Origin of the sequence: Salinivibrio kushneri (assembly GCF_027286325.1) — a bacterium.
Lineage (GTDB): Bacteria > Pseudomonadota > Gammaproteobacteria > Enterobacterales > Vibrionaceae > Salinivibrio > Salinivibrio kushneri_A.
This window is the reverse complement of sequence record NZ_CP114588.1, coordinates 2,239,118-2,256,417: the sequence shown is the minus strand read 5'-3', so window position 1 is coordinate 2,256,417 and position 17,300 is coordinate 2,239,118. Positions and strand designations below refer to the sequence as shown.

The following is a 17,300-nucleotide window of genomic DNA, read 5'->3' as shown; positions in this document are numbered from 1 at the left end:
CAGCGAGCGACACAGAAACCGCGACGTTGGATGCGGACAATGCGGATCTACCGACTATCGACTTGAATGCGGTAGGCGATGGCAACCTCAGCGCGAGCGAAGCGGATGCGGTGACGTTGGACGGTACAACTGACAACGTCGAAGCCGGTCAGACAGTGACCTTGACCGTGACCGACAGCGCGGACCCAGCCAACACCGCCGAGTTCGAGGCGACCGTTCAAGCGGACGGTACGTTCAGCACCACGGAAGACCTAAGCGCAGCCGGTCTGGTTGATGGCAACATCACCGTGGTTGCATCCGTGACGGACAGCGCGGGCAACCCAGCGAGCGACACAGAAACCGCGACGTTGGATGCGGACAATGCGGATCTACCGACTATCGACTTGAATGCGGTAGGCGATGGCAACCTCAGCGCGAGCGAAGCGGATGCGGTGACGTTGGACGGTACAACTGACAACGTCGAAGCCGGTCAGACAGTGACCTTGACCGTGACCGACAGCGCGGACCCAGCCAACACCGCCGAGTTCGAGGCGACCGTTCAAGCGGACGGTACGTTCAGCACCACGGAAGACCTAAGCGCAGCCGGTCTGGTTGATGGCAACATCACCGTGGTTGCATCCGTGACGGACAGCGCGGGCAACCCAGCGAGCGACACAGAAACCGCGACGTTGGATGCGGACAATGCGGATCTACCGACTATCGACTTGAATGCGGTAGGCGATGGCAACCTCAGCGCGAGCGAAGCGGATGCGGTGACGTTGGACGGTACAACTGACAACGTCGAAGCCGGTCAGACAGTGACCTTGACCGTGACCGACAGCGCGGACCCAGCCAACACCGCCGAGTTCGAGGCGACCGTTCAAGCGGACGGTACGTTCAGCACCACGGAAGACCTAAGCGCAGCCGGTCTGGTTGATGGCAACATCACCGTGGTTGCATCCGTGACGGACAGCGCGGGCAACCCAGCGAGCGACACAGAAACCGCGACGTTGGATGCGGACAATGCGGATCTACCGACTATCGACTTGAATGCGGTAGGCGATGGCAACCTCAGCGCGAGCGAAGCGGATGCGGTGACGTTGGACGGTACAACTGACAACGTCGAAGCCGGTCAGACAGTGACCTTGACCGTGACCGACAGCGCGGACCCAGCCAACACCGCCGAGTTCGAGGCGACCGTTCAAGCGGACGGTACGTTCAGCACCACGGAAGACCTAAGCGCAGCCGGTCTGGTTGATGGCAACATCACCGTGGTTGCATCCGTGACGGACAGCGCGGGCAACCCAGCGAGCGACACAGAAACCGCGACGTTGGATGCGGACAATGCGGATCTACCGACTATCGACTTGAATGCGGTAGGCGATGGCAACCTCAGCGCGAGCGAAGCGGATGCGGTGACGTTGGACGGTACAACTGACAACGTCGAAGCCGGTCAGACAGTGACCTTGACCGTGACCGACAGCGCGGACCCAGCCAACACCGCCGAGTTCGAGGCGACCGTTCAAGCGGACGGTACGTTCAGCACCACGGAAGACCTAAGCGCAGCCGGTCTGGTTGATGGCAACATCACCGTGGTTGCATCCGTGACGGACAGCGCGGGCAACCCAGCGAGCGACACAGAAACCGCGACGTTGGATGCGGACAATGCGGATCTACCGACTATCGACTTGAATGCGGTAGGCGATGGCAACCTCAGCGCGAGCGAAGCGGATGCGGTGACGTTGGACGGTACAACTGACAACGTCGAAGCCGGTCAGACAGTGACCTTGACCGTGACCGACAGCGCGGACCCAGCCAACACCGCCGAGTTCGAGGCGACCGTTCAAGCGGACGGTACGTTCAGCACCACGGAAGACCTAAGCGCAGCCGGTCTGGTTGATGGCAACATCACCGTGGTTGCATCCGTGACGGACAGCGCGGGCAACCCAGCGAGCGACACAGAAACCGCGACGTTGGATGCGGACAATGCGGATCTACCGACTATCGACTTGAATGCGGTAGGCGATGGCAACCTCAGCGCGAGCGAAGCGGATGCGGTGACGTTGGACGGTACAACTGACAACGTCGAAGCCGGTCAGACAGTGACCTTGACCGTGACCGACAGCGCGGACCCAGCCAACACCGCCGAGTTCGAGGCGACCGTTCAAGCGGACGGTACGTTCAGCACCACGGAAGACCTAAGCGCAGCCGGTCTGGTTGATGGCAACATCACCGTGGTTGCATCCGTGACGGACAGCGCGGGCAACCCAGCGAGCGACACAGAAACCGCGACGTTGGATGCGGACAATGCGGATCTACCGACTATCGACTTGAATGCGGTAGGCGATGGCAACCTCAGCGCGAGCGAAGCGGATGCGGTGACGTTGGACGGTACAACTGACAACGTCGAAGCCGGTCAGACAGTGACCTTGACCGTGACCGACAGCGCGGACCCAGCCAACACCGCCGAGTTCGAGGCGACCGTTCAAGCGGACGGTACGTTCAGCACCACGGAAGACCTAAGCGCAGCCGGTCTGGTTGATGGCAACATCACCGTGGTTGCATCCGTGACGGACAGCGCGGGCAACCCAGCGAGCGACACAGAAACCGCGACGTTGGATGCGGACAATGCGGATCTACCGACTATCGACTTGAATGCGGTAGGCGATGGCAACCTCAGCGCGAGCGAAGCGGATGCGGTGACGTTGGACGGTACAACTGACAACGTCGAAGCCGGTCAGACAGTGACCTTGACCGTGACCGACAGCGCGGACCCAGCCAACACCGCCGAGTTCGAGGCGACCGTTCAAGCGGACGGTACGTTCAGCACCACGGAAGACCTAAGCGCAGCCGGTCTGGTTGATGGCAACATCACCGTGGTTGCATCCGTGACGGACAGCGCGGGCAACCCAGCGAGCGACACAGAAACCGCGACGTTGGATGCGGACAATGCGGATCTACCGACTATCGACTTGAATGCGGTAGGCGATGGCAACCTCAGCGCGAGCGAAGCGGATGCGGTGACGTTGGACGGTACAACTGACAACGTCGAAGCCGGTCAGACAGTGACCTTGACCGTGACCGACAGCGCGGACCCAGCCAACACCGCCGAGTTCGAGGCGACCGTTCAAGCGGACGGTACGTTCAGCACCACGGAAGACCTAAGCGCAGCCGGTCTGGTTGATGGCAACATCACCGTGGTTGCATCCGTGACGGACAGCGCGGGCAACCCAGCGAGCGACACAGAAACCGCGACGTTGGATGCGGACAATGCGGATCTACCGACTATCGACTTGAATGCGGTAGGCGATGGCAACCTCAGCGCGAGCGAAGCGGATGCGGTGACGTTGGACGGTACAACTGACAACGTCGAAGCCGGTCAGACAGTGACCTTGACCGTGACCGACAGCGCGGACCCAGCCAACACCGCCGAGTTCGAGGCGACCGTTCAAGCGGACGGTACGTTCAGCACCACGGAAGACCTAAGCGCAGCCGGTCTGGTTGATGGCAACATCACCGTGGTTGCATCCGTGACGGACAGCGCGGGCAACCCAGCGAGCGACACAGAAACCGCGACGTTGGATGCGGACAATGCGGATCTACCGACTATCGACTTGAATGCGGTAGGCGATGGCAACCTCAGCGCGAGCGAAGCGGATGCGGTGACGTTGGACGGTACAACTGACAACGTCGAAGCCGGTCAGACAGTGACCTTGACCGTGACCGACAGCGCGGACCCAGCCAACACCGCCGAGTTCGAGGCGACCGTTCAAGCGGACGGTACGTTCAGCACCACGGAAGACCTAAGCGCAGCCGGTCTGGTTGATGGCAACATCACCGTGGTTGCATCCGTGACGGACAGCGCGGGCAACCCAGCGAGCGACACAGAAACCGCGACGTTGGATGCGGACAATGCGGATCTACCGACTATCGACTTGAATGCGGTAGGCGATGGCAACCTCAGCGCGAGCGAAGCGGATGCGGTGACGTTGGACGGTACAACTGACAACGTCGAAGCCGGTCAGACAGTGACCTTGACCGTGACCGACAGCGCGGACCCAGCCAACACCGCCGAGTTCGAGGCGACCGTTCAAGCGGACGGTACGTTCAGCACCACGGAAGACCTAAGCGCAGCCGGTCTGGTTGATGGCAACATCACCGTGGTTGCATCCGTGACGGACAGCGCGGGCAACCCAGCGAGCGACACAGAAACCGCGACGTTGGATGCGGACAATGCGGATCTACCGACTATCGACTTGAATGCGGTAGGCGATGGCAACCTCAGCGCGAGCGAAGCGGATGCGGTGACGTTGGACGGTACAACTGACAACGTCGAAGCCGGTCAGACAGTGACCTTGACCGTGACCGACAGCGCGGACCCAGCCAACACCGCCGAGTTCGAGGCGACCGTTCAAGCGGACGGTACGTTCAGCACCACGGAAGACCTAAGCGCAGCCGGTCTGGTTGATGGCAACATCACCGTGGTTGCATCCGTGACGGACAGCGCGGGCAACCCAGCGAGCGACACAGAAACCGCGACGTTGGATGCGGACAATGCGGATCTACCGACTATCGACTTGAATGCGGTAGGCGATGGCAACCTCAGCGCGAGCGAAGCGGATGCGGTGACGTTGGACGGTACAACTGACAACGTCGAAGCCGGTCAGACAGTGACCTTGACCGTGACCGACAGCGCGGACCCAGCCAACACCGCCGAGTTCGAGGCGACCGTTCAAGCGGACGGTACGTTCAGCACCACGGAAGACCTAAGCGCAGCCGGTCTGGTTGATGGCAACATCACCGTGGTTGCATCCGTGACGGACAGCGCGGGCAACCCAGCGAGCGACACAGAAACCGCGACGTTGGATGCGGACAATGCGGATCTACCGACTATCGACTTGAATGCGGTAGGCGATGGCAACCTCAGCGCGAGCGAAGCGGATGCGGTGACGTTGGACGGTACAACTGACAACGTCGAAGCCGGTCAGACAGTGACCTTGACCGTGACCGACAGCGCGGACCCAGCCAACACCGCCGAGTTCGAGGCGACCGTTCAAGCGGACGGTACGTTCAGCACCACGGAAGACCTAAGCGCAGCCGGTCTGGTTGATGGCAACATCACCGTGGTTGCATCCGTGACGGACAGCGCGGGCAACCCAGCGAGCGACACAGAAACCGCGACGTTGGATGCGGACAATGCGGATCTACCGACTATCGACTTGAATGCGGTAGGCGATGGCAACCTCAGCGCGAGCGAAGCGGATGCGGTGACGTTGGACGGTACAACTGACAACGTCGAAGCCGGTCAGACAGTGACCTTGACCGTGACCGACAGCGCGGACCCAGCCAACACCGCCGAGTTCGAGGCGACCGTTCAAGCGGACGGTACGTTCAGCACCACGGAAGACCTAAGCGCAGCCGGTCTGGTTGATGGCAACATCACCGTGGTTGCATCCGTGACGGACAGCGCGGGCAACCCAGCGAGCGACACAGAAACCGCGACGTTGGATGCGGACAATGCGGATCTACCGACTATCGACTTGAATGCGGTAGGCGATGGCAACCTCAGCGCGAGCGAAGCGGATGCGGTGACGTTGGACGGTACAACTGACAACGTCGAAGCCGGTCAGACAGTGACCTTGACCGTGACCGACAGCGCGGACCCAGCCAACACCGCCGAGTTCGAGGCGACCGTTCAAGCGGACGGTACGTTCAGCACCACGGAAGACCTAAGCGCAGCCGGTCTGGTTGATGGCAACATCACCGTGGTTGCATCCGTGACGGACAGCGCGGGCAACCCAGCGAGCGACACAGAAACCGCGACGTTGGATGCGGACAATGCGGATCTACCGACTATCGACTTGAATGCGGTAGGCGATGGCAACCTCAGCGCGAGCGAAGCGGATGCGGTGACGTTGGACGGTACAACTGACAACGTCGAAGCCGGTCAGACAGTGACCTTGACCGTGACCGACAGCGCGGACCCAGCCAACACCGCCGAGTTCGAGGCGACCGTTCAAGCGGACGGTACGTTCAGCACCACGGAAGACCTAAGCGCAGCCGGTCTGGTTGATGGCAACATCACCGTGGTTGCATCCGTGACGGACAGCGCGGGCAACCCAGCGAGCGACACAGAAACCGCGACGTTGGATGCGGACAATGCGGATCTACCGACTATCGACTTGAATGCGGTAGGCGATGGCAACCTCAGCGCGAGCGAAGCGGATGCGGTGACGTTGGACGGTACAACTGACAACGTCGAAGCCGGTCAGACAGTGACCTTGACCGTGACCGACAGCGCGGACCCAGCCAACACCGCCGAGTTCGAGGCGACCGTTCAAGCGGACGGTACGTTCAGCACCACGGAAGACCTAAGCGCAGCCGGTCTGGTTGATGGCAACATCACCGTGGTTGCATCCGTGACGGACAGCGCGGGCAACCCAGCGAGCGACACAGAAACCGCGACGTTGGATGCGGACAATGCGGATCTACCGACTATCGACTTGAATGCGGTAGGCGATGGCAACCTCAGCGCGAGCGAAGCGGATGCGGTGACGTTGGACGGTACAACTGACAACGTCGAAGCCGGTCAGACAGTGACCTTGACCGTGACCGACAGCGCGGACCCAGCCAACACCGCCGAGTTCGAGGCGACCGTTCAAGCGGACGGTACGTTCAGCACCACGGAAGACCTAAGCGCAGCCGGTCTGGTTGATGGCAACATCACCGTGGTTGCATCCGTGACGGACAGCGCGGGCAACCCAGCGAGCGACACAGAAACCGCGACGTTGGATGCGGACAATGCGGATCTACCGACTATCGACTTGAATGCGGTAGGCGATGGCAACCTCAGCGCGAGCGAAGCGGATGCGGTGACGTTGGACGGTACAACTGACAACGTCGAAGCCGGTCAGACAGTGACCTTGACCGTGACCGACAGCGCGGACCCAGCCAACACCGCCGAGTTCGAGGCGACCGTTCAAGCGGACGGTACGTTCAGCACCACGGAAGACCTAAGCGCAGCCGGTCTGGTTGATGGCAACATCACCGTGGTTGCATCCGTGACGGACAGCGCGGGCAACCCAGCGAGCGACACAGAAACCGCGACGTTGGATGCGGACAATGCGGATCTACCGACTATCGACTTGAATGCGGTAGGCGATGGCAACCTCAGCGCGAGCGAAGCGGATGCGGTGACGTTGGACGGTACAACTGACAACGTCGAAGCCGGTCAGACAGTGACCTTGACCGTGACCGACAGCGCGGACCCAGCCAACACCGCCGAGTTCGAGGCGACCGTTCAAGCGGACGGTACGTTCAGCACCACGGAAGACCTAAGCGCAGCCGGTCTGGTTGATGGCAACATCACCGTGGTTGCATCCGTGACGGACAGCGCGGGCAACCCAGCGAGCGACACAGAAACCGCGACGTTGGATGCGGACAATGCGGATCTACCGACTATCGACTTGAATGCGGTAGGCGATGGCAACCTCAGCGCGAGCGAAGCGGATGCGGTGACGTTGGACGGTACAACTGACAACGTCGAAGCCGGTCAGACAGTGACCTTGACCGTGACCGACAGCGCGGACCCAGCCAACACCGCCGAGTTCGAGGCGACCGTTCAAGCGGACGGTACGTTCAGCACCACGGAAGACCTAAGCGCAGCCGGTCTGGTTGATGGCAACATCACCGTGGTTGCATCCGTGACGGACAGCGCGGGCAACCCAGCGAGCGACACAGAAACCGCGACGTTGGATGCGGACAATGCGGATCTACCGACTATCGACTTGAATGCGGTAGGCGATGGCAACCTCAGCGCGAGCGAAGCGGATGCGGTGACGTTGGACGGTACAACTGACAACGTCGAAGCCGGTCAGACAGTGACCTTGACCGTGACCGACAGCGCGGACCCAGCCAACACCGCCGAGTTCGAGGCGACCGTTCAAGCGGACGGTACGTTCAGCACCACGGAAGACCTAAGCGCAGCCGGTCTGGTTGATGGCAACATCACCGTGGTTGCATCCGTGACGGACAGCGCGGGCAACCCAGCGAGCGACACAGAAACCGCGACGTTGGATGCGGACAATGCGGATCTACCGACTATCGACTTGAATGCGGTAGGCGATGGCAACCTCAGCGCGAGCGAAGCGGATGCGGTGACGTTGGACGGTACAACTGACAACGTCGAAGCCGGTCAGACAGTGACCTTGACCGTGACCGACAGCGCGGACCCAGCCAACACCGCCGAGTTCGAGGCGACCGTTCAAGCGGACGGTACGTTCAGCACCACGGAAGACCTAAGCGCAGCCGGTCTGGTTGATGGCAACATCACCGTGGTTGCATCCGTGACGGACAGCGCGGGCAACCCAGCGAGCGACACAGAAACCGCGACGTTGGATGCGGACAATGCGGATCTACCGACTATCGACTTGAATGCGGTAGGCGATGGCAACCTCAGCGCGAGCGAAGCGGATGCGGTGACGTTGGACGGTACAACTGACAACGTCGAAGCCGGTCAGACAGTGACCTTGACCGTGACCGACAGCGCGGACCCAGCCAACACCGCCGAGTTCGAGGCGACCGTTCAAGCGGACGGTACGTTCAGCACCACGGAAGACCTAAGCGCAGCCGGTCTGGTTGATGGCAACATCACCGTGGTTGCATCCGTGACGGACAGCGCGGGCAACCCAGCGAGCGACACAGAAACCGCGACGTTGGATGCGGACAATGCGGATCTACCGACTATCGACTTGAATGCGGTAGGCGATGGCAACCTCAGCGCGAGCGAAGCGGATGCGGTGACGTTGGACGGTACAACTGACAACGTCGAAGCCGGTCAGACAGTGACCTTGACCGTGACCGACAGCGCGGACCCAGCCAACACCGCCGAGTTCGAGGCGACCGTTCAAGCGGACGGTACGTTCAGCACCACGGAAGACCTAAGCGCAGCCGGTCTGGTTGATGGCAACATCACCGTGGTTGCATCCGTGACGGACAGCGCGGGCAACCCAGCGAGCGACACAGAAACCGCGACGTTGGATGCGGACAATGCGGATCTACCGACTATCGACTTGAATGCGGTAGGCGATGGCAACCTCAGCGCGAGCGAAGCGGATGCGGTGACGTTGGACGGTACAACTGACAACGTCGAAGCCGGTCAGACAGTGACCTTGACCGTGACCGACAGCGCGGACCCAGCCAACACCGCCGAGTTCGAGGCGACCGTTCAAGCGGACGGTACGTTCAGCACCACGGAAGACCTAAGCGCAGCCGGTCTGGTTGATGGCAACATCACCGTGGTTGCATCCGTGACGGACAGCGCGGGCAACCCAGCGAGCGACACAGAAACCGCGACGTTGGATGCGGACAATGCGGATCTACCGACTATCGACTTGAATGCGGTAGGCGATGGCAACCTCAGCGCGAGCGAAGCGGATGCGGTGACGTTGGACGGTACAACTGACAACGTCGAAGCCGGTCAGACAGTGACCTTGACCGTGACCGACAGCGCGGACCCAGCCAACACCGCCGAGTTCGAGGCGACCGTTCAAGCGGACGGTACGTTCAGCACCACGGAAGACCTAAGCGCAGCCGGTCTGGTTGATGGCAACATCACCGTGGTTGCATCCGTGACGGACAGCGCGGGCAACCCAGCGAGCGACACAGAAACCGCGACGTTGGATGCGGACAATGCGGATCTACCGACTATCGACTTGAATGCGGTAGGCGATGGCAACCTCAGCGCGAGCGAAGCGGATGCGGTGACGTTGGACGGTACAACTGACAACGTCGAAGCCGGTCAGACAGTGACCTTGACCGTGACCGACAGCGCGGACCCAGCCAACACCGCCGAGTTCGAGGCGACCGTTCAAGCGGACGGTACGTTCAGCACCACGGAAGACCTAAGCGCAGCCGGTCTGGTTGATGGCAACATCACCGTGGTTGCATCCGTGACGGACAGCGCGGGCAACCCAGCGAGCGACACAGAAACCGCGACGTTGGATGCGGACAATGCGGATCTACCGACTATCGACTTGAATGCGGTAGGCGATGGCAACCTCAGCGCGAGCGAAGCGGATGCGGTGACGTTGGACGGTACAACTGACAACGTCGAAGCCGGTCAGACAGTGACCTTGACCGTGACCGACAGCGCGGACCCAGCCAACACCGCCGAGTTCGAGGCGACCGTTCAAGCGGACGGTACGTTCAGCACCACGGAAGACCTAAGCGCAGCCGGTCTGGTTGATGGCAACATCACCGTGGTTGCATCCGTGACGGACAGCGCGGGCAACCCAGCGAGCGACACAGAAACCGCGACGTTGGATGCGGACAATGCGGATCTACCGACTATCGACTTGAATGCGGTAGGCGATGGCAACCTCAGCGCGAGCGAAGCGGATGCGGTGACGTTGGACGGTACAACTGACAACGTCGAAGCCGGTCAGACAGTGACCTTGACCGTGACCGACAGCGCGGACCCAGCCAACACCGCCGAGTTCGAGGCGACCGTTCAAGCGGACGGTACGTTCAGCACCACGGAAGACCTAAGCGCAGCCGGTCTGGTTGATGGCAACATCACCGTGGTTGCATCCGTGACGGACAGCGCGGGCAACCCAGCGAGCGACACAGAAACCGCGACGTTGGATGCGGACAATGCGGATCTACCGACTATCGACTTGAATGCGGTAGGCGATGGCAACCTCAGCGCGAGCGAAGCGGATGCGGTGACGTTGGACGGTACAACTGACAACGTCGAAGCCGGTCAGACAGTGACCTTGACCGTGACCGACAGCGCGGACCCAGCCAACACCGCCGAGTTCGAGGCGACCGTTCAAGCGGACGGTACGTTCAGCACCACGGAAGACCTAAGCGCAGCCGGTCTGGTTGATGGCAACATCACCGTGGTTGCATCCGTGACGGACAGCGCGGGCAACCCAGCGAGCGACACAGAAACCGCGACGTTGGATGCGGACAATGCGGATCTACCGACTATCGACTTGAATGCGGTAGGCGATGGCAACCTCAGCGCGAGCGAAGCGGATGCGGTGACGTTGGACGGTACAACTGACAACGTCGAAGCCGGTCAGACAGTGACCTTGACCGTGACCGACAGCGCGGACCCAGCCAACACCGCCGAGTTCGAGGCGACCGTTCAAGCGGACGGTACGTTCAGCACCACGGAAGACCTAAGCGCAGCCGGTCTGGTTGATGGCAACATCACCGTGGTTGCATCCGTGACGGACAGCGCGGGCAACCCAGCGAGCGACACAGAAACCGCGACGTTGGATGCGGACAATGCGGATCTACCGACTATCGACTTGAATGCGGTAGGCGATGGCAACCTCAGCGCGAGCGAAGCGGATGCGGTGACGTTGGACGGTACAACTGACAACGTCGAAGCCGGTCAGACAGTGACCTTGACCGTGACCGACAGCGCGGACCCAGCCAACACCGCCGAGTTCGAGGCGACCGTTCAAGCGGACGGTACGTTCAGCACCACGGAAGACCTAAGCGCAGCCGGTCTGGTTGATGGCAACATCACCGTGGTTGCATCCGTGACGGACAGCGCGGGCAACCCAGCGAGCGACACAGAAACCGCGACGTTGGATGCGGACAATGCGGATCTACCGACTATCGACTTGAATGCGGTAGGCGATGGCAACCTCAGCGCGAGCGAAGCGGATGCGGTGACGTTGGACGGTACAACTGACAACGTCGAAGCCGGTCAGACAGTGACCTTGACCGTGACCGACAGCGCGGACCCAGCCAACACCGCCGAGTTCGAGGCGACCGTTCAAGCGGACGGTACGTTCAGCACCACGGAAGACCTAAGCGCAGCCGGTCTGGTTGATGGCAACATCACCGTGGTTGCATCCGTGACGGACAGCGCGGGCAACCCAGCGAGCGACACAGAAACCGCGACGTTGGATGCGGACAATGCGGATCTACCGACTATCGACTTGAATGCGGTAGGCGATGGCAACCTCAGCGCGAGCGAAGCGGATGCGGTGACGTTGGACGGTACAACTGACAACGTCGAAGCCGGTCAGACAGTGACCTTGACCGTGACCGACAGCGCGGACCCAGCCAACACCGCCGAGTTCGAGGCGACCGTTCAAGCGGACGGTACGTTCAGCACCACGGAAGACCTAAGCGCAGCCGGTCTGGTTGATGGCAACATCACCGTGGTTGCATCCGTGACGGACAGCGCGGGCAACCCAGCGAGCGACACAGAAACCGCGACGTTGGATGCGGACAATGCGGATCTACCGACTATCGACTTGAATGCGGTAGGCGATGGCAACCTCAGCGCGAGCGAAGCGGATGCGGTGACGTTGGACGGTACAACTGACAACGTCGAAGCCGGTCAGACAGTGACCTTGACCGTGACCGACAGCGCGGACCCAGCCAACACCGCCGAGTTCGAGGCGACCGTTCAAGCGGACGGTACGTTCAGCACCACGGAAGACCTAAGCGCAGCCGGTCTGGTTGATGGCAACATCACCGTGGTTGCATCCGTGACGGACAGCGCGGGCAACCCAGCGAGCGACACAGAAACCGCGACGTTGGATGCGGACAATGCGGATCTACCGACTATCGACTTGAATGCGGTAGGCGATGGCAACCTCAGCGCGAGCGAAGCGGATGCGGTGACGTTGGACGGTACAACTGACAACGTCGAAGCCGGTCAGACAGTGACCTTGACCGTGACCGACAGCGCGGACCCAGCCAACACCGCCGAGTTCGAGGCGACCGTTCAAGCGGACGGTACGTTCAGCACCACGGAAGACCTAAGCGCAGCCGGTCTGGTTGATGGCAACATCACCGTGGTTGCATCCGTGACGGACAGCGCGGGCAACCCAGCGAGCGACACAGAAACCGCGACGTTGGATGCGGACAATGCGGATCTACCGACTATCGACTTGAATGCGGTAGGCGATGGCAACCTCAGCGCGAGCGAAGCGGATGCGGTGACGTTGGACGGTACAACTGACAACGTCGAAGCCGGTCAGACAGTGACCTTGACCGTGACCGACAGCGCGGACCCAGCCAACACCGCCGAGTTCGAGGCGACCGTTCAAGCGGACGGTACGTTCAGCACCACGGAAGACCTAAGCGCAGCCGGTCTGGTTGATGGCAACATCACCGTGGTTGCATCCGTGACGGACAGCGCGGGCAACCCAGCGAGCGACACAGAAACCGCGACGTTGGATGCGGACAATGCGGATCTACCGACTATCGACTTGAATGCGGTAGGCGATGGCAACCTCAGCGCGAGCGAAGCGGATGCGGTGACGTTGGACGGTACAACTGACAACGTCGAAGCCGGTCAGACAGTGACCTTGACCGTGACCGACAGCGCGGACCCAGCCAACACCGCCGAGTTCGAGGCGACCGTTCAAGCGGACGGTACGTTCAGCACCACGGAAGACCTAAGCGCAGCCGGTCTGGTTGATGGCAACATCACCGTGGTTGCATCCGTGACGGACAGCGCGGGCAACCCAGCGAGCGACACAGAAACCGCGACGTTGGATGCGGACAATGCGGATCTACCGACTATCGACTTGAATGCGGTAGGCGATGGCAACCTCAGCGCGAGCGAAGCGGATGCGGTGACGTTGGACGGTACAACTGACAACGTCGAAGCCGGTCAGACAGTGACCTTGACCGTGACCGACAGCGCGGACCCAGCCAACACCGCCGAGTTCGAGGCGACCGTTCAAGCGGACGGTACGTTCAGCACCACGGAAGACCTAAGCGCAGCCGGTCTGGTTGATGGCAACATCACCGTGGTTGCATCCGTGACGGACAGCGCGGGCAACCCAGCGAGCGACACAGAAACCGCGACGTTGGATGGTATTCTTCCCAATCCCCCAGTCATCACCAATATCACCGATGACTCAGCGGGTAGTGATTACAGTGACGTCACTATGCACGGAACGGGTGAGCCTGGTGAGACGATTTCGATTTATTTCGAAGGTGAGACTGGGACCCCACTCGCTCAGGCAACCGTGCAGGCAGACGGTTCGTGGGCTGTTGATCTAGAAAGTATTGCCAGTATTGGGATTAACGAAAATGTTCGTCTAGAGGCGGTACAAAGTGATGATGCAGGAAATCAAAGCGAACCGTCGGAGGCGGTGCATTACTGGCACGGCAACTGGGCCAATGCCAATACCGAAACAGGTGATGATTACGTACTGACCGGCGGAGACAATGATACGGTTAATATCATTACTGATGATGCTAACGATCAACTCGTCATTGACGGCGGCGCAGGGAATGACAAGGCGGTATTTAATGCGAGTGTCGACAACCTATCGTTCAGCAAAGATAGTAATGGTTACGTCATTGTTGAAAACAGTGACACCGGAGATCGTGTTGAGCTGCGTGATTTTGAATCGATCAATATAGATGGCGATGACAAGGATATCGATGAACTCTTCACGCCGACTGTCGATATTGTCGAAGATGCCGACGATGATGGCGTGATCAGCAGCGCCGAGCTCGATGGCCAGGTCGACGTTAACGTCGTGTTGCCAGCCGGTGCCGTGGTCGGTGACACCATCCGCGTCAGCGATGGCACCACCACCAACGAGATCGTGTTGGCCGAGGGCGACATCAACAACGGCAGCGTAGCGACCTCGTTCGATGCGCCAGCGGAAGGTGAAACCCTCACCGTGACCGCAGAGCTGGAAGATCAGTACGGCAATACATCAGAACCAGGCAGTGATAGCGCTGTGCTTGACACCCAGTATGGCGGTGAAGATGGCGAAGATCCTAGTGATATACGTTTACCTAATGTTGTCATCACGGACAGCACGGAGAACGATGGCGATGATGTGATCACCAATTCAGAGACGGCTGAAATAATAGTCGATTTTGGTGAAGGAGTTACGGCTGGAACGAGTACGATTGTCTTGCGAGATAGTTCAGGCAATGATCCAGATGTTGAACTGCAACTGGTCTGGGATAATAACGGTCCACGTATTAATGTCATCAGTGGAGAGCTTGACGCAAATGCGCTTACTCTTTCTGGACAGGATGGCCTGTTTACAATCAGTGGTATTGATGTCAGTAATTTACAAGATGGCGGCATTGACGCGTTTGCATCATTTATCGACCAAGATGGTAACGTCGCTACGAATGTAAACGGTAGTCAATGGTTTGATGACTCAGTTGTGAAAAGTTTCGCGCCTGTGATCACCATTGGTTCGGGTGTTAATGTGTCCGAAGAGGGGCTGGATGGTGGGAACGCCGATAGCGCTCCAACGGGCACAGATACGACCAATAGCCCATCGGTATCGGGCGAGTTCGCTGTGACGGGAGGCGTGGGTAATGTGACCGTCGCACTTGCCGGCGGTAGCGGTTTGACCTCTAATGGTGAAGCGGTAGCCTGGACATGGGATGCATCTACAAATCGCTTAATCGGGTATGCGAGCACCACAAACCCTGTTGTTTCCATTGCACTCAATGAGCCTACTCACGGAAACGAAGTATGGACTTATGACGTCGAGTTGCATGGATCGCTCGATCATTCAGACTCACAGACAGAAGATACACTCGCGCTTCCTATCAATGTTGTTGTGAGTGATGACAACCACACGGGCTTGAGTAAGCCGTTGAGTGTTACTGTTGAGGATGATAGCCCTGAAACGACAGCGGTAGAGGCTATTCCTGTCGAGTTGCAAGACATCCCTGATGTACTTACTGGCAAAGTCTCGTTTACAGGGCAAGGTTCGAGAGATAGTGTCACTTTTGATGATGTTACGGTGACCGCGCTTGGGTTTGCGAATGATTACAACACACAACTTGAATACGATAAGGTGAATTTATCGTCTGATGGTATCGGGGTTGATAGTGGTTATAGCCGTTATTGGGGCCGGTATGATCAAGATGAACACGGTCATCCGTTGTCCAATGAGATCGAATATCGCATCACGGACTCGGGCCAAGGTATGTCTGAGCAGCTCATTTTCTCATTAAATGGCAAAGTGGCTTACGGCGCGCAAATTGAGTTCTCAAAAATGTATGGTGGAGAGCTCGAGTCAGGCATTGTGCGCTTCTATCGTGATGGGCAGCTTATTGCTGAAAAGGCATTCACCTCCGATGAAGCCAGTGGTGACTATGCGAAGAACTTTGATATTCAGGAAGGTGGCTTTGATCAAATTACTATTGAGGCCACTGACAATGGAAACCGAAATGGCCCAGATAATAGTGACCTAACCGTCAAGTCGATAACTTTCACAGGCGCATCGGATCAACAAGCGATTGCTGTGGCTGATGGTACATTGCAATACCACGCTGGCGCCGATGGATTAGGCTCTCTCAAGATCACAGGCGTTGAGGATGGATTGCGCACCGCTGAAGGGTTAGCCATTACAACCCGTTTTGATGGTAATAATCGCCTCATTGCTACTGATGAACACGGTGCATTGGTCTTTGAAGTTCAGTTGACTCCAGCGACAGGAAAATGGGAGTTCTATCAATATCAAGTCGTTCAAACGCCAGAAGGTGATGCTGATATCGACTTTTCATACCAAGTCGTGGATGGTGATGGTGATTCAGCAACCGGTGAGTTTTCTGTTCAGCCAGCAAACGTGCCTGAGCCACAAAATCATTCGATAGAAACCGGTGATGGTGTCGATCAAATTGATATGTTGCAGAGTACAGACAGTGGCTGGTTGGCATTGAATGTCGGTTTAAGTGGGTCTGAAAAAGTCGTCATTAACGACGAAAGCTTTACTATTGACGGGCCTGAGACGCACCGGATGTCAGAGTTTGTCTCTGACTGGCGAGTGACGGATAATCATGTCATTGATGCCGGAGGTGGCGATGATAATGTCCGTGGTGGTGAAGGTGACGATGTTCTAATCGGTGGTCGAGGCAACGATATGCTGACCGGCTCTGATGGTGCGGATACTTTCTCTTGGTCGATGGCCGATGTGAACTCACAAAATGGTCATGAATATACCGATACGATCAGTGACTTCTCGGCAGAAGATACCTTAAACCTGAATGACTTGTTCAAAGGTGATTCTGTTAACGGCGAGTTCAGTCGTTTTAGTGTTACGGTCAGTGATGATAGCGACAATGACGGTACTGTCGATGTGACGTTGAAGTTCGATTATCACAACAGGGCAGATGCTGATCAGACCATTGAGCTGAGCAATGTCAAAATGGAAGGAGGAACGGTCGTGATCAACACGCTGATTGATGGCGAAAGAGGGGCATTAGCGATCGACAAGCATAGTGATGGTTCAATCTCAGTAACGTCAAATCATGATGCACTGGATGATATTCATATCGATACCGACTGGTAA

The 17,300-nt window shown here is 58.8% G+C and carries 1 protein-coding gene (cut by a window edge); it reads left to right on the top strand.

Features of this window, described 5'->3' with window-relative positions; genetic code table 11:
* A protein-coding gene (locus N8M53_RS10490) for an Ig-like domain-containing protein (RefSeq protein WP_269578741.1) crosses the window boundary here: on the top strand, positions 1-17,300 show its final stretch. 18,706 nt of this gene lie to the left of the window's left edge; 17,300 of the gene's 36,006 nt are visible here — the last part of the coding sequence; the start codon falls outside the window, past its left edge; it ends in the stop codon at positions 17,298-17,300.